The sequence below is a fragment of the Spirillospora sp. CA-142024 genome, from assembly GCF_050942325.1.
Classification (GTDB): domain Bacteria; phylum Actinomycetota; class Actinomycetes; order Streptosporangiales; family Streptosporangiaceae; genus Spirillospora.
On the sequence record NZ_CP192077.1, the window covers coordinates 700,734 to 715,029 of the forward strand.

General features: G+C 70.2%; 14 protein-coding genes and 1 tRNA gene. 7 read left to right on the forward strand and 8 right to left on the reverse strand.

Going from position 1 to position 14,296, the window contains the following annotated elements; genetic code table 11:
* Nucleotides 1-19: 19 nt before the first annotated feature.
* Nucleotides 20-505: an N-acetyltransferase family protein gene (locus ACQPZP_RS03585; protein WP_433476193.1), complete on the forward strand. Its 486-nt coding sequence runs from the start codon at nucleotides 20-22 to the stop codon at nucleotides 503-505.
* A gap of 240 nt (nucleotides 506-745) precedes the next feature.
* Nucleotides 746-1,426, forward strand: a complete 681-nt coding sequence (locus tag ACQPZP_RS03590; protein ID WP_433476194.1) for a class I SAM-dependent methyltransferase — start codon at nucleotides 746-748, stop codon at nucleotides 1,424-1,426.
* 229 nt (nucleotides 1,427-1,655) lie between these two features.
* Here the strand turns inward: ACQPZP_RS03590 and ACQPZP_RS03595 are convergent.
* Together ACQPZP_RS03595 and ACQPZP_RS03600 are read right to left on the reverse strand one after the other, a co-directional pair.
* Nucleotides 1,656-1,728, reverse strand: a tRNA-Glu gene (locus tag ACQPZP_RS03595).
* A 75-nt stretch (nucleotides 1,729-1,803) separates the two neighbouring features.
* Complete coding sequence (locus ACQPZP_RS03600; RefSeq protein WP_433476195.1) at nucleotides 1,804-3,504, reverse strand: metallophosphoesterase family protein; 1,701 nt, start codon at nucleotides 3,502-3,504, stop codon at nucleotides 1,804-1,806.
* A gap of 23 nt (nucleotides 3,505-3,527) precedes the next feature.
* Between ACQPZP_RS03600 and ACQPZP_RS03605 the strand changes: the two genes are divergently transcribed.
* On the forward strand, nucleotides 3,528-3,878 hold the full coding sequence (locus ACQPZP_RS03605) for a metallopeptidase family protein (RefSeq protein WP_433466265.1): 351 nt from the start codon (nucleotides 3,528-3,530) through the stop codon (nucleotides 3,876-3,878).
* A gap of 95 nt (nucleotides 3,879-3,973) precedes the next feature.
* Nucleotides 3,974-5,308, forward strand: coding sequence for an MFS transporter (locus ACQPZP_RS03610; RefSeq protein ID WP_433476196.1), 1,335 nt, complete (start codon nucleotides 3,974-3,976; stop codon nucleotides 5,306-5,308).
* On the opposite strand, the gene ACQPZP_RS03615 is transcribed toward ACQPZP_RS03610, so the two are convergent.
* Nucleotides 5,305-5,619 (reverse strand): PspC domain-containing protein, encoded by a 315-nt coding sequence (locus ACQPZP_RS03615; protein WP_433476197.1) that lies wholly within the window; start codon nucleotides 5,617-5,619, stop codon nucleotides 5,305-5,307. The two genes, ACQPZP_RS03610 and ACQPZP_RS03615, sit on opposite strands and share 4 nt — an antisense overlap.
* 215 nt (nucleotides 5,620-5,834) lie before the next feature.
* Between ACQPZP_RS03615 and ACQPZP_RS03620 the strand changes: the two genes are divergently transcribed.
* Nucleotides 5,835-6,854: an aspartate-semialdehyde dehydrogenase gene (locus ACQPZP_RS03620; protein WP_433476198.1), complete on the forward strand. Its 1,020-nt coding sequence runs from the start codon at nucleotides 5,835-5,837 to the stop codon at nucleotides 6,852-6,854.
* A 9-nt stretch (nucleotides 6,855-6,863) separates the two neighbouring features.
* Here the strand turns inward: ACQPZP_RS03620 and ACQPZP_RS03625 are convergent, their stop codons facing one another.
* The 4 genes from ACQPZP_RS03625 to ACQPZP_RS03640 all read right to left on the reverse strand — a co-directional run bounded on the left by ACQPZP_RS03625 (nucleotide 6,864) and on the right by ACQPZP_RS03640 (nucleotide 11,348).
* Complete coding sequence (locus ACQPZP_RS03625; protein WP_433476199.1) at nucleotides 6,864-7,082, reverse strand: DUF2277 domain-containing protein; 219 nt, start codon at nucleotides 7,080-7,082, stop codon at nucleotides 6,864-6,866.
* Nucleotides 7,083-7,385: 303 nt separating this feature from the next.
* Nucleotides 7,386-8,369: a M28 family metallopeptidase gene (locus ACQPZP_RS03630; protein ID WP_433476200.1), complete on the reverse strand. Its 984-nt coding sequence runs from the start codon at nucleotides 8,367-8,369 to the stop codon at nucleotides 7,386-7,388.
* An 83-nt stretch (nucleotides 8,370-8,452) separates the two neighbouring features.
* Entirely contained in the window at nucleotides 8,453-10,003 is a 1,551-nt protein-coding gene (locus tag ACQPZP_RS03635) for a M4 family metallopeptidase (RefSeq protein ID WP_433476201.1), read from the reverse strand.
* A 316-nt stretch (nucleotides 10,004-10,319) separates the two neighbouring features.
* Nucleotides 10,320-11,348 carry an alpha/beta hydrolase-fold protein gene (locus ACQPZP_RS03640; RefSeq protein ID WP_433476202.1) on the reverse strand — a complete coding sequence of 343 codons (1,029 nt, stop codon included), beginning with the start codon at nucleotides 11,346-11,348 and terminating at the stop codon, nucleotides 10,320-10,322.
* 137 nt (nucleotides 11,349-11,485) lie between these two features.
* Between ACQPZP_RS03640 and ACQPZP_RS03645 the strand changes: the two genes are divergently transcribed.
* Entirely contained in the window at nucleotides 11,486-12,217 is a 732-nt protein-coding gene (locus ACQPZP_RS03645) for an isocitrate lyase/PEP mutase family protein (RefSeq protein ID WP_433476203.1), read from the forward strand.
* A gap of 104 nt (nucleotides 12,218-12,321) precedes the next feature.
* Nucleotides 12,322-13,146, forward strand: a complete 825-nt coding sequence (locus ACQPZP_RS03650) for an oxygenase MpaB family protein (protein ID WP_433476204.1) — start codon at nucleotides 12,322-12,324, stop codon at nucleotides 13,144-13,146.
* Here ACQPZP_RS03650 and ACQPZP_RS03655 read toward each other — a convergent pair.
* Complete coding sequence (locus ACQPZP_RS03655; protein WP_433476205.1) at nucleotides 13,121-14,083, reverse strand: hypothetical protein; 963 nt, start codon at nucleotides 14,081-14,083, stop codon at nucleotides 13,121-13,123. The genes ACQPZP_RS03650 and ACQPZP_RS03655 overlap by 26 nt on opposite strands.
* Nucleotides 14,084-14,296 lie beyond the last annotated feature (213 nt).

Consider the following 14,296-nt stretch of genomic DNA (forward strand, 5'->3'; position numbering starts at 1 on the left):
CGGCATCAGCATTCGAGCTATGAACCCGAGAGACGCCGACCAAGTGCTGACGATCTACCAGCACGGCCTCGACACCGGGCATGCAAGCTTCGAGACCATCGCGCCCGCTTGGCCCGAGTTCGACGCTGCCAAACTCGACCGATACCGGTACGTCGCCACCGACCCAACTGCGGATCCGGCCAACAACGTGCTCGGGTGGATCGCCGCCAGCCCCGTATCCGACCGATGCTGCTACGCCGGCGTCGTGGAACACAGCATCTACATCAGCCCTCACGCCCGTGGCCAAGGCATCGGTACCGCTCTGCTGACCACGTTCATCGCCGCTACCGAAGCAGACGACATCTGGACCATCCAGACCGGCGTCTTCCCCGAGAACGCCCCCAGCCTGCGCCTGCACGCCAAAGCCGGATTCCGCACCGTCGGCACCCGTCAACGCCTCGGCCGACTCCACGGCCACTGGCGCGACGTCATCCTCCTCGAACGCCGAAGCCACGCAGTGCTGTAGCACCGCGACCCACATCCCCGTCCAGCCGCGCGGCGACGTCAGCCGCTCCCCGTCGCCTTGCCGCCGTCATGTCAGCAAGGTAGATCAACAGCTGCTTCGTAGCGCCCGCCTGTGCCTGGCTGCACGTATCCGCGATGACGTCGGGCCTGTACACCACGTGCCGTGACAGCGGCCACAGCTCGCCCTCGATTCCCCACGTACGACATATATGGTAACGCTGGGTGATCGACGAGGAGGCTGGTGGAGTCGGTGAACGCGGGCGACGACGCGGGCCTGGGTGAGGCGCAGCGGCGACACTGGGAGGCGACCTACGCCACGCATCCCGGTTTGTATGGCGGCCAGCCGTCTGTGGCCGCTGTCGATGCGGCGGCGAAGTTCGCCGAGCACGGGGTCAGGTCCGTGCTCGAACTGGGGGCTGGCCACGGCCGGGACGCATTGTTCTTCGCCCGGTCGGATTTCGATGTCCACGCCAGCGACTTCAGCCCCGTCAGCCTGGCCCAACTCGCCGCCGAGGCGGTCCGACAAGGAGTGGCCGACAAGGTCACGACAGTGGAGCACGATGCGCGCCACCCCTTGCCCTTCACCGCAGGCAGTTTCGACGCCGTCTATGCGCACATGCTGCTGTGCATGGCCCTGTCCACCCAGCAGATCCACTCACTCGTCCACGAGGTACGGCGCATCCTGCGCCCCGGCGGAATCTTCGTCTACACCGTCCGGCACACCGGTGACGCCCACTACGGCCGAGGCATCACCCACGGCGACGACATCTACGAACACGGTGGGTTCGCCGTGCACTTCTTCTCCCGCACGTTGGTCGACGACCTCGCCGACGGCTGGATCCTAAGGGGGGTCCACCCATTCGCCGAAGGAGACCTACCGCGCCGCCTCTGGCGCGTCACCCAGACCACACCCGAACGCTAGACGTGACCATCCACGGCCAGATAGCTCCCCGCTAACGAGCTGGCCGTCAGTGGGAACGCAACTGGCCACTAACAGTGCCGCGCCTACAGGTCAGGACCGTCGCCACCCGGTGCGGTTGGGGGTGACTAATCGCTAGCGCCGCCGCCGTGCCTCGCCAACACCGAACGTGCGGGTGATCGTCAGTTGGCCGGCCGTGGCGCGGGCGTCGCTTCTGCGCGCATGCTTTGCGTACCCCCTACCGGATTCGAACCGGCGCTACCGCCTTGAAAGGGCGGCGTCCTAGGCCGCTAGACGAAGGGGGCCCGGGGTGGCGGGGTTGATGACCGCCACTCGACCCGGTCAAGTGTAGAGGACGCAGCGGGGCGGGGCGCAAACGGTTACCGCGGTTCGGTGGTGGGGGACGGGGTGCGGGTGGCGGACGGGGTGGGGGACGGGGTGCGGGACGGCCAGTCGGAGGGGAACTCCGACGGGAACGGCGAGGTCGGGGACGCGGGCGGGGACGAGGCCGGCGGCTGCGGCTTGACGGCGCGGTCCGGGGCGGGTTCGAGGTGCCGTTCGATCTGGGCGGAGGTGAGGCCGAGGCCGCCGAGGCGCAGGTCGTCCCAGCCCTGGAGGCGGTGGGTGGCGCGGCTGAAGTAGAGGACGGACAGCTCGATGGGGGTGGGCTCCTCGTGTTCGAGTCCGCGCAGGCCGGCGCCGCCGGTGGAGCCCTGGACGAAGAGGCGGCTGCCGGTGGGCAGGAGCTTCGTCGAGCGGGCGTGGGTGTGGCCGGCCAGGACCAGGGGGGTGACGCCGGAGAACGCCTCGCCCTCGCTGGGGTCGTGGGTGACGACCATGTCGGGCGGGTTTCCGGAGTTGCGGAGCTCCTCGGCGTGGCGGACTCCTTCGGCGCGGAGCTGGTCGGCGCCGACGAAGTCGTCGCGGGTGCTCTTGTCGGGGGTGAAGCGCGGGTCGCCGAGGCCGTAGATGCGCAGGCCGCCGACCTCGCGGGTCTGGCCGTCGAGGACGACGGCGTTCTTCTCCCCGGCGACGGCCTTCTGGGTCTCCTTGGAGTCGTGGTTGCCGCGGACGTAGACGTAGGGGATCTTCAGGCCCGCGATCGAGTTCGCGAACTTGTCCTCGGGCTTGCTGCCGTGGTCCATGAGGTCGCCGCTGTCGATGACCAGGTTGACCTTGAACTGGGTGCTGACGGACTTGATGACGCTCCAGGCGGCGGGGTTGAGGTGGATGTCGGAGACGTGCAGCACGCGGATGGTGGACGGGTCCGGCTCGTAGGTGGGGAGCGTCGAGGTGGTGGCGTACAGCTCGGAGATGTTCCCGACGAGGCGGGCGAGCTGGGCGCGGTAGGCGGTGAAGCGTTCGACGATGCTGCGGGCGTCGCCGACGACCTGGGGGGCGTTGGCGAGCAGGCCGGTGTAGCGGGGTTCGGCGATGGACTGCGGGTTGAACGTCGCCCAGGTGAGGAGGGTGACGGTGACGAGGCCGACGGCGGTGGACGTCAGGCTGAGCAGTGCGCGCCGCCAGGACCGGAAGAGCAGCAGGGACGCGACGAAGCCGGTGGCCAGCGCGGCCAGCGCGGCGCGCATCAGGAGCTCCACGATGCCGTGCCGGATCTGGCCGGCGATCTGGTCGGTGAGCCGATCGAGCTCGGCGTCGTCCTCGATCAGCGTCTTGGCCTGTTCGGGGCGCAGGTCGGTGAGGCGGGCCTCCAGCGAGACGGGGCCGCCGTGGGTGTCGAGCCGGAGGGACCCGAGGGGCGGCAGCTTCAGCGTCGTGCCGCCGTGCAGGGACGGGTGCAGCGTGAGCTGGACGTCGGTGGGCCCCACCGGGGTGACGTAGCGTCCGCCGAGGAGGAGGCCGATGTAGCCGCCGGCGAGGCCGATGGCGATGACGAGGGCGAATCGCGTCCAGCGGCTGGTGAGGACGGGCTTGGCGCCGCGGGCGACGGGAGCGCCGAGGGCGCGGACGCGGCGGGCCGCGGGGGCGATGCGGGTGGCTCGGGCGGCGTCGCGGGCGCGGGTGCGCAGAGCCGTGAGCATCGCGAGGGCATGGGTCGACGCGGCACGGACCTTGGGCACGTGTTCCCCTTCTGTCGAGCAGAATGACCAGTGTGATCGAGTTGTCGCGAGAGGCGTTCGAGGATCTCGTGGGCGAGGCCCTCGACAGCATCCCGGCCGAGCTGACCGCCCACATGCGCAATGTAGTCATCCTCGTCGAGGACGACGCGCCCGAGCGCGGGCTTCTCGGCCTGTACCAAGGCGTACCCCTCACCGAGCGCGGCGACTGGTACGGGGCCGTCCTGCCCGATCACATTTCGATCTACCGCAATGAGATTCTCCGGATATGCGACACCGCGGATGACGTGGTGGAAGAAGTCCGGATAACGGTCGTGCACGAGATCGCCCACCACTTCGGGATCGACGACGAACGGCTGCACGAGCTCGGATATTGATCCGGGAAATGCGCACTGTAGGTCACGCGACTGCCACGCAGCGTGAGTTAATAGGGGAGGGCGCCCGGCATCGGGTTGGCTGAACTGGAGCGTGCGTGGCGGGAAGGCAGACCGGCCGGCATCGTCGTCCGCCGGAGGAACAGGCGACCTACCGCGAGGTGTTCGCGGTCGGAGAGTTCCGTGCCATCTGGCTGGCCCAGGCGCTGTCGTTCATCGGGGACCAGCTGGCGCAGGTCGCCCTGGCCGTCCTGGTTTACGACCACACCAGGTCCACGCTGCTGACCGCGCTGGTGTACGCCCTGACCTACATCCCGCCGATCGTGGGCGGGCCGGTGCTGTCCGGGCTCGCCGACCTGTTCCCCCGCCGGACGGTCATGGTCGTCTGCGACGTCCTGCGGGCGGGTCTGGTGGCGCTGATGGCGGTTGTGCCGATGCCCGTCGGGGTGCTGTCGATCCTGGTGTTCCTGACCGTCCTGTTCGGGACGCCGTTCTCCGCCGCCCGCGCGGCCGTGATGCCGGACGTCCTGGAGGGCGACCGCTACGTGGCGGGCTCGGCGATCGCGAACGTCACCCATCAGATCACGCAGGTGCTGGGGTTCCTCGCGGGCGGCGCGGCCGTCGCCGTCGTCGGGACGTACGAGGCGCTCGCCCTGGACGCGCTGACGTTCGGCGCCTCCGCCGTCATCCTCATCGGCGGGCTGAAACGGCGGCCCGCGCCGAGACTGAGGGAACGCGAGTCGCTCGGGCTGTGGCGCGGGACGCGGGACGGCGCCCGGCTGGTGTTCGGCGATCCGGTGCTGCGGTCGCTGGTGCTGTTCGCGTGGCTGTGCGCCTTCTACGTGATCCCCGAGGGCCTGGCCGTCCCGTACGCGGCGACGTTCGGCGGCGGCGCGGTGACGGCCGGGCTGCTGCTGGCGGCGATGCCGGCGGGGATGGTGGTCGGGGCGCTGCTGTTCAGCCGGTTCGTCCGCCCGGCGAACCGGCTGCACGCCATGGGGTGGATGTCGATGCTCGCGTGCCTGCCGCTGGTCGCCGCGGGCGCGCACCCGCCGCTGTGGTGGGTCGTCGGGCTGTGGGCGCTGTCGGGCGTCGGCGGCGCCTACCAGCTGGCGGCCAACACCGCGTTCGTGGCCGCCGTGCCACCGTCCGGGCGGGGGCAGGCGTTCGGGCTCGCCCAGTCCGGCATCCTCGCCGGACAGGGCGCGGGCATTCTCGTCGGCGGCGCCGCGGCCCAGGTCCTCGGGCCGGAGACGGTGGTGGCGCTCGCCGGGGTCCTCGGGCTGTCGGCCGCCGCGATGCTGACGCTGTGCTGGAACCAGGTCCGCGGCGGCGTCATCGCCGGGTCGCGCGAGCGCGTCGAACCCGTCGTCGTCACCCCGTCCTCCACGGGCGGCGACGAGCTGTCCGGCATCGGGCGCTCGGCGTCCTAGGCGTGGGTGCGATTCTTGTTGACCGCGTCCTTCGTCTTCTTGACCGCGTCCTGGACGCCCGGGGAGTCGCTCGCCTTCTTGAACAGGTCCTCGGCGACCGACTTCGGCGCGCCCTCCTCGGGGATCAGCAGCCAGGCGATCGCGTAGAGCGCGACGCCGGCGCCGCCGAAGACGGTGAACACGGCGAGGCCGAGCCTGACGAGGTTGGCGTCGATGCCGAGGTACTGCCCGGTGCCCGAGCAGACGCCGGCGATCATCCGGCCCTCGTGCGTGCGGCGTAGCTTCTTGCTGGTGCTCTTCTCCATGTCCATGTCTCGATGATGCCCAGCGGCGGGGAACTCTGACATCCGGATTCGCCCTGATTCGCCCCTGAGTGCACCCCTGGCCGCTCAGGGTGGTCCCCCGATGAAGGTGGCGGCGTTCGGTTAAGGAGCGCTTGAACCCTCCACGTAGGGTTATTGATTGGACGTCCTGCACCGGACCTGGGCAGACTCGCCCGGTCCAGCGATCTACCAGAGGGAGCGGCATGAGAGTCGGCATCGTCGGGGCCACCGGACAGGTCGGGGCCAAGATGCTCGAAATCCTGGCCGAACGCGGATTCCCGGTCGACGAGCTTCGGCTGTTCGCCTCGGCACGTTCGGCGGGGCGCAGGCTCCCGTGGAACGGCACCGAGATCACCGTCGAGGACGCGGAGGCCGCCGACTACTCCGGTCTCGACATCGTGCTGTTCTCCGCGGGCAAGACCACGTCCAAGGCGCTGGCCCCGAAGGTCGCCGCCGCCGGCGCGGTCGTGATCGACAACTCCTCGGGCTGGCGGATGGACCCGGACGTCCCGCTGGTCGTCGCCGAGGTCAACCCGCACGCCGCGGTGAACCGTCCCAAGGGCATCATCGCGAACCCGAACTGCACCACGATGGCCGCCATGCCGGTGCTGCGCCCTCTGCACACCGAGGCCGGGCTGACCGCCCTCGTCGTCTCCACCTACCAGGCCGTGTCCGGCAGCGGGCTCGCCGGCGTCGCCGAACTGCACGACCAGGCGGCCAAGACCGTCCAGAGCGCCGACAGGCTGACCCACTCCGGCACGGCCGTCGAGTTCCCCGAGCCGTCCGTCTACGTGCGGCCGATCGCGTTCAACGTGCTGCCGATGGCCGGCTCGATCGTCGACGACGGCCTCGCCGAGACCGACGAGGAGCAGAAGCTCCGCAACGAGAGCCGCAAGATCCTGGAGATCCCGGACCTGAAGGTGTCCGGCACCTGCGTGCGCGTCCCGGTCTTCACCGGTCACTCGCTGCAGGTCAACGCCCGGTTCGAGCGTCCCGTCAGCCCCGAGCGGGCCAGCGAGCTCCTCTCCGGCGCGCCCGGCGTCGTCCTGTCGGACGTCCCGACCCCGCTCCAGGCCGCCGGCCAGGACCCCACCTACGTGGGCCGCATCCGCCGCGACGAGACCGTCGAGAACGGCCTCGCCCTCTTCTGCTCCGGCGACAACCTCCGCAAGGGCGCCGCACTCAACACCGTCCAGATCGCCGAGCTCGTGGCCGCCGAGTAGAACGCCGGCCTAGCGCGCCCGCCCTCCTCGTACCTCCAGGGATCCGAGGAGGGCGGCCGTGCTCCGGGCGATCTCCTCGACCGCCCGCTCGAACGCCTCCGCGTTGTGCGACGCGGGCGCCCGGAACCCGGAGATCTTCCGGACGTACTGAAGCGCGGCGGCCCGCACGTCATCGTCGGTCACGTCGTCTGCGTACGGCGCGCGAAGCGTCTTGATACTGCGGCACATACCCCCATTGTGACCCCGCCCTCCGACAACCCCCCGAGGTCGCGCGGAGTTTCGCCCCCCGGCACCGACGGAGAGGAAGGTGCCGGGGGGCGGGCGGGGGGCGGGGGGCCCGCGGGCGGTGCACGGTCCGGGCCGAGATTCGTCCCGTGCGCCGCCGGTGGTCAGCCCTGGGGGTGGGGGTGGAGGGCTGCCCACGAGTGCATCGCGGCGGGCGGCGGGGTGTCAACGAATCCATCCGCCACTGGATTTTCAATTGTGTGAACGGGGTCGTGGAAAACCCTGAAAACCGCCGCTGAGCTGCGGCTACGGCTCCTGTGCGCCGGCGTTGCCGCCGAGCGTCCAGACGGCGTGCGCGATGGCGTCGGCGTTGCGGTCCAGCGCGGTGTCGTTGATGTTGGACGTCGTGTCGCAGGACGAGTGGTAGCAGCGGTCGAACGCGACGCCGGCCTGGCCGCCCCACAGCTGCGCCTGCTGGGTGGTCTTGCGTCCCTCGGCGCCGGTGAACAGCCCGCCGGCGGCGATGCCGCGCCGGATGAAGGGGCCGTAGTCGGAGCGTCCGTCGAACGCCGTGTCCTGTACCGGGACGTTGATCGTCTGGAAGTAGGTGCGGAGCACCTGCTCGATCTCGGCGGACCCGGCCGGGCCGCCGCTCCCGCTGGAGCCGTCGCCGTCGTAGGCGAAGTAGCCGGGGTTCGGGGAGCCGACCATGTCGAAGTTCAGATAGCTCTTGATCTTCGATCGGTCGGTGGACGAGAGGCTGTTGACGTAGTTGGTCGATCCGACGAGGCCGAGTTCCTCGGCACCCCACCAGCCGAACCGCAGGTGCCGTTGGGGCCGGTAGTTCTGCCGGGCGACGGTGAGCGCGACCTCCAGGTTGGCGGCCGAGCCGGAGCCGTTGTCGTTGATGCCGGGCCCGGCCCTGACGCTGTCGAGGTGCGCGCCGGTCATCAGGACGTTGCCGGTGTCGCCGCCCGGCCAGTCGGCGATGAGGTTGTAGCCGGTGGCGCCGTTGTAGGTGAACGACTGGACGCTGGTCTGGTAGCCGGCGGCGTCCAGCCTGCCCTTCACGTAGTCGATCGAGGCGCGGAAGCCGGGACGGCCGTGGGCGCGGTTGCCGCCGTTGCCGCTCGCGATGCTCTGCAGCTGCGACAGGTGCGCCTTGACGTTCGTGAGCGAGATGTCGGGCGCGGCCAGGGTGGCCGGGGCGGCGGACGCGCCGCCCGTGGGAAGGAGTGCGGACACCACCAGGGCCGCCGCACCCAAGGCCGCCGTCGTGCGCGATCTCATGCGGGTCTCCAGAGAGGGAAGGTGCGGCCCGCGACGGGGGAGCGGGCCCCATCGCGGGCCGCGGGCGGGGGGCGGTCAGGACCTCACGTGCAGGACGCCTCACCGCTCTGCGCGGGGACGCTGATGGCGCTCCAGGCCGCCTTCACCGCGTTGCACTCGGTGGCGGAGCCGGGGAACAGCTGCCGCGCCGCGTTGACCGTCTCGATGCGGGCGCGGGCGTGGCTCCAGTTCGTGACCTTGCGGCTCAGCCCGCCCATGAAGATCTGCCCGGCCTTCTGGACGCCGATGCCGGTGACGGTCGAGCCGTTGCACGTCGGGCTGCTCGGCTTGCCGCCGCCCGGGTTCGACCCCTCGGCCAGCAGGTAGAACCAGTGGTTCTGCGGGCCGGCCGCCGCGTGCACCTCGGTGCTCGGGATCGAGGACGAGTAGCAGTTCGGGTCGCCGAGCGCGGACGGGTTGTACATGTTGCGGATCGGCCCCGACCCGACCAGGTCGACCTCCTCGCCCACCAGGTAGTCCGGCGGGTCGAGGTTCGCGGGCTCGTTCATGTAGTGCTCGGTCAGCGCGCCGAAGATGTCGCCGGCCGACTCGTTCATGCCGCCCTTCTCGTTGCCGCTGCCGCCACTGGCACCGCCGGGCGTGGTGCTGAAGATCGCGTGCCCGTTCTCGTGGCCGACGACGTCCACCGACGTGGCCTGCCTGGTGCCTGCCTGGTTGCGGCCGAAGTTGGTGTAGCTGCCGTTCCAGTACGCGTTCGCCTGGTTCAGCCCGACGCGGAGGGGGAAGCCGCCGCCACTGCCGTTGATGCCGTTGCGACCCAGCCAGGCGCGCAGCATGTCCCATTCCTTCTGGACCGCGTAGAGCGCGTCGACGCAGGCGGTCTCCAGGTTGGTGCCGCCGGCGTTGCCCCACGCGCTGTCGCTGCCGGTGTAGGTCGAGCCGTTCTGGCCGCCGCAGCGGATGCCGGAGCGGCTCGGGTCGCTCATGGACGTCGCGGCGGTGCTGAGGTCGACCGTCCCGTGGTAGTAGCTCCGGTCGTCGGCCGCGTCCCGGACCTCGTCCCAGGTCGTCACGACCTTGCCCGACTTGGCGTCGACGAGCACGTGCAGCTTCGTCGGGGCGTTCTTGCGGGTGCCGCTGACGACGGTCTCGTAGACGAGGCGTCCCGACCCCTCGGCCAGCACCGTCAACCGGGGAGCGGTCGCGCCGTCGATCTTCGACACGCGGGCGCGCGAGGTCTTCGCGGCCTTCGCGGCGCTGATCGTCGCCGTGGTCGACACGTCGAGCTTCTTGGTCTGGTTGACGGACGTGCCCAGCACTCCGCCGTTCGCGTCGGTGGTGACGACGAAGTCGCCGCCGTAGACGGGCAGGCCGTCGTACGTGCGCTCGTAGGCGACGTACTGGAGGCCGCGCAGGCCGGACGTGACCCCGCGCCGGACGATCCGGTCCTTGGGGGACATCTTCAACGCCGCGGGTGCGGCGGAGACCATGCTGTCGGCCGAGGCTGCGGCGACGGTGCGCGGGTCCGGCTTCGCGGGGGCGGTGCGGGGTGACGCGGCAGTGGCGGGGGACGACATCGCCACGGCGAGGCCGGCGGACAGCGCCGCCGCCCCGATCGCGGTCTGGTGTCTCACGGGGGTGCTCCTTCCACGTGCCGGGCGGGGGAGGGGAGTGGCGCGTGGAGGTCCTTGTGGGAGCACTCCGCGGCCGCCGCCCGCCCGGCGGGGGTTGGGATGGGGGACTCATCCGGATGAGCTGACCCGAAGTGCACTCTGAATTGAGAAAGGTGTCAATAAATCCATTTGGTACTGGATTTTCAAGTTCTGTCGCGCTGTTAATGGAACCACTGGAAAGACGTGCCGGCCAGCGCGGACGGGCCGGGCCGGTCACGCCGGCCCGGCCCGTCCGGTCGGGAACCATCGCCGCCCGGCGTGCGTCCGGGCTCCGGTCTCAGGGGGCGATCTTGCGGCAGAGCCAGGCGAGCGCGAGCGGATAGCGGTAGTCGATGCCGCCGTGGCCGGCCTCGAACAGCTCGAAGCGGATCGCGTCCGCGTCGACCCCGGCGTCGAGGAGCGCCTGCTGGAACGCCTGCGCGCCGATGTCGAGGTACCACTCGTCGTGCGTCCCGCCGTCGATCCAGATCGCCCGCTGCGACCGCATCGCCGCGGCGTGCTCCGGCACCATCCGGACCGGGTCCCAGGCGAGCCAGCGCTCCCAGACGTCCTGCCGGAGGACGCCGGTGACCGGGTCGAACGGCAGCTCCGGCGTGCCGTCCTCGCGCGCGGAGTAGCAGAGCGCCATCCCGAGGATGTTGAGCAGGTCCATGTCCTCCGGCTTGGTGAACGACGTGCGCGAGGTGAAGTCGTTCCACCAGCGCCCGATGTCCCCGTCGTACTTGCGCAGGTGCCGGACGCACTTCGGGAACTCGGTCAGGTAGCAGTACTCGAACAGGGCGTCCCCGGCGTGCGTCGCGAGCGCGCCGAACAGGTCGGGGCGCAGCATCGGCGTGATCATGGCGCCGTAGCCGCCGCTGGACTTGCCGCTGATCGCGCGGTGCTCGGGCGCGTCGAGCGTCCGGTACCGGGCGTCGACCCACGGGACGATCTCGTCGCAGATGTAGGAGTGGTAGCGGCCCGTGCCGGGCGAGTCGACGAACTGGCTGCCGCCGTGCGCCGTCCACGCGTCCACGAACACCACGATCGCGGGCGGGGCCTCGCCGTTCGCGAACACCGCGTCGGCCGTCTCGGGGAACGGCTGCCGGTAGGGCATCCGGTTCCGCCAGATCCCGACGTGCCCGGTGAACCCGGTGATCACGTACACGCTGGGGTAGCGGCGGTCCGGCTCGTCGTCGTAGCCGGGCGGGAGGTACACCAGCACCGGCCGCTCGTGCGGGTCCTTCAGCGGGTTGCCGCGCAGCAGTTCGCTGCTCACGATTTGCTCTTCGAGACGTCCGGCGAGCTCGGTGGACCACGGCAGCATGCGATCTACTCCCTCATCGCGGGTGGATGATCAACTTGACGCTAACCCATGCCCGCGGCGGGTAGCACTCGCGTGGGCGGCGGTGTCACCTTCCGGTGGTCCGAGTGGTCTGAATGACGACGCGAAGGAGATCGATCATGAGCGAGAACGCGCAACGCCTGCGTGACCTGCACCGTCCCGGTGACCCGCTGCTGCTGCCGAACGTCTGGGACGTGGCCAGCGCGAAGATCGTGGAGGAGGCGGGGTTCCCCGCGCTCGCCACCGCGAGCGCCGCCGTGTCCGCCATGCTCGGCTACCCCGACCACGAGGGGGCGCCCGCCGGGGAGATGTTCGCCGCGGCCGAGCGGGTCGTCCGCGGCGCGACCGTCCCCGTCACCGTGGACGCCGAGGCCGGGTACGGGCTGCAGCCCGCCGAGCTGGTCGAGCGGCTGCTCGCCATCGGCGCGGCCGGCTGCAACCTGGAGGACACCTACGCCGGCGAGCTCGCCCGGCCCGAGACCCAGGCCGAGTTCCTCGCCGCCGTCCGGGACGCCGCGGGCGACGCCCTGGTGATCAACGCCCGGGTGGACACGTTCATCGCCAAGACGCCGGACCCGGTGGAGGACGCGATCGCCCGCGGCCGGCTGTACTTCGAGGCCGGCGCCGACTGCGTGTATCCGATCACCGCGCCGCCGGACGCCGTCCCGTCCCTGGTCAAGGGCCTTCCGGGGCCGATCAACGCGAACAACTTCCCGGGCACCTCGCTCGCGGAGCTGGCGGAGATGGGCGTCGCCCGCGTCTCCTACGGCCCGATGCCCTACCTTCGGGCCCTGGACGCGCTGAAGGAGTTCGCCGGCCGCGTCAAGGAGCGGTCCGATCCCTATGCCTGATGCCGGCGTGTGAGGGTGCCTACCCCGGGCACCCTTGCAAGCATTCACTTACACTGGCACGCTGAGACGAGATTCGCTTCTTCGTCTCGGAAGGTGAGGCCGGTATGACCGCGACCGCGGAGGAGGCGCCCCCGAAGGTCGTCCTCGACTCGATCAGCGGCCTCGCGCTCGCCGCCGCCGCGTCGAACGTCATCATGCAGCTCTCCCGGCTCCCGATCGGGCACGGTGTCGCCGAGAGCACGGTCGACAGCGGCAGGGTCGACAAGCACCCGATCAAGCGGACCCGCACGACCCTCAGCTACATCGCCGTCTCCATGCTGGGCAGCGAGTCCGAGCGGCTCGCGATGCGCGACGAGGTGAACCGCGCCCACCGGCACGTCCGCGCGAAGGAACCCGTCCCGTACAACGCCTTCGACCGCGACCTCCAGCTCTGGGTCGCCGCCTGCCTCTACCAGGGCATCGAGATGATCTACACCGTGCTCTACGGGGAGCCGTCCGAAGCGCAGGCCGCCGAGATGTACCGGCACGGCGCCCGCTTCGGCACGACCCTCCAGGTCACCGAGGACATGTGGCCGGCCGACCGCGAGGCCTTCGAGGACTACTGGCAGGCCGGCCTAGCGAAGATCGAGATGGACGACGTCACCCGCACCTACCTGCGCGACCTCACCGAACTGCGGCTCTTCCCGGCACCGCTCCGCTGGACGTTCGGCCGGTCGCACCGGTTCCTGACCCTCGGCTTCCTGCCACGGCCGTTCCGCGAGGAGCTCGGCTACCCCTGGACGCCGCGCGACCAGGCCCGCTTCGACCGTTTCACCCGCGTCCTGGCGCTGGCCAACCGCGCCCTTCCGCGCCCGGCCCGCGAGTTCCCCTTCAACCTCTACCTCTACGACGTCCGCCGCCGTATCAGGAAGAACCGCCCCATCGTCTGACGGCCCCGCCCCTGAGCCAGAGGCGTGACCGGTGGCGTGGAAGGAACAGGTGCTCCCGGCCTTGCGGTGAGCCGAACATCGCCGCCGCGTCATGTCCCACACCAGGGACGTAAACCAGTTTGTGCACGTCGCGACGTGCCTTGTGGCGCAGGTAGCGATGGTAGAACTCGCCGCGTTCCCGCCGCGTCCGCCCCTGGGCCTCGGCGGCCGGATGGACCTCCAGGAGGGCCGCCCCGGGGTCCGCGTCCTCTTCACCGAGGAGGTAGATCACGTCCCGCTCGATGTAGCGGTCGAAGTGGTCGGCAGCGGACTGCCGGACGTCGACGTAGTCCGGGACGCCGTCTCCGAAGCCGTATCGCCATTGGTCTACTTCGAAGCTCTCGTTCACGACGAAGGAATCGCCCTTGGGGCGCCACTTGTCGAAGTACAGGTACGTCGACGGGTTGGCGACGATGAACCGGACGGGCACCGTGAGGTCGTCGGGGCCGCGGCCCACGGCCGCGTAACGGTTGACGAACTGGCCGCCCGCCGAGTTGCCGACGATGGTCACCCGCCGGAGTCCGGGGAAGTCGTTCAGCTTCCTCAGAAGCATGTCCATGACGGTGAACGAACTGACCTCTCCGGCGCCTCCCTTCCAGTCCTCGGTGCCCCAGTACAGATACCCGGCGCGCTCGTCGTCCTCGCGCACATCGTCCTCGGTAAGGAACTGCGGCGCGATCACCAGCCGGTGCCGCGCCTTCTCGATCGACCGAAAGTAGTCGCCGGCGTTCCGGAGCGCCCCATGGACGACGACGACCGCCTCGACCAGCCGCCGATGAGGCTCGTCCAGCGGGGCGGACGTGAACAGGGCGAGTTTCCGGCCCTGCACGCTTAAATCCGCGTCGCCGATCTCATCGATCGTTTCATGTTGGATGTCCGCCTGATTGGCAAAGGTCATCGTCCCCCCTCGGAGCCCACGCGCCGGGCGCTCGACAGTCCATACCCGGGGAGCGGCCGGCCAGCGGACATTGGCGCCGTTTGGAGAAAACGGTGCCGACGTCTTGCCCGATCGCAGGCCGGTAAGGTTCGGGGAGGGGGCATCATGTCCCGACCCTTGCATTTCCCCGCGGTCGGTGTCAGACGGTCGATGCTTCTGTGTTCAGATTTTTGT

Excerpts from the sequence above, each read along its gene's own strand:
- ACQPZP_RS03645 (WP_433476203.1), top strand. The coding sequence starts at position 11,486 with ATGAGCGAGAACGCGCAACGCCTGCGTGACCTGCACCGTCCCGGTGAC.
- ACQPZP_RS03605 (WP_433466265.1), top strand. The coding sequence starts at position 3,528 with ATGACCAGTGTGATCGAGTTGTCGCGAGAGGCGTTCGAGGATCTCGTG.
- ACQPZP_RS03620 (WP_433476198.1), top strand. The coding sequence starts at position 5,835 with ATGAGAGTCGGCATCGTCGGGGCCACCGGACAGGTCGGGGCCAAGATG.
- ACQPZP_RS03585 (WP_433476193.1), top strand. The coding sequence starts at position 20 with ATGAACCCGAGAGACGCCGACCAAGTGCTGACGATCTACCAGCACGGC.
- ACQPZP_RS03655 (WP_433476205.1), bottom strand. The coding sequence starts at position 14,083 with ATGACCTTTGCCAATCAGGCGGACATCCAACATGAAACGATCGATGAG.
- ACQPZP_RS03640 (WP_433476202.1), bottom strand. The coding sequence starts at position 11,348 with ATGCTGCCGTGGTCCACCGAGCTCGCCGGACGTCTCGAAGAGCAAATC.
- ACQPZP_RS03615 (WP_433476197.1), bottom strand. The coding sequence starts at position 5,619 with ATGGACATGGAGAAGAGCACCAGCAAGAAGCTACGCCGCACGCACGAG.
- ACQPZP_RS03630 (WP_433476200.1), bottom strand. The coding sequence starts at position 8,369 with ATGAGATCGCGCACGACGGCGGCCTTGGGTGCGGCGGCCCTGGTGGTG.
- ACQPZP_RS03625 (WP_433476199.1), bottom strand. The coding sequence starts at position 7,082 with ATGTGCCGCAGTATCAAGACGCTTCGCGCGCCGTACGCAGACGACGTG.
- ACQPZP_RS03650 (WP_433476204.1), top strand. The coding sequence starts at position 12,322 with ATGACCGCGACCGCGGAGGAGGCGCCCCCGAAGGTCGTCCTCGACTCG.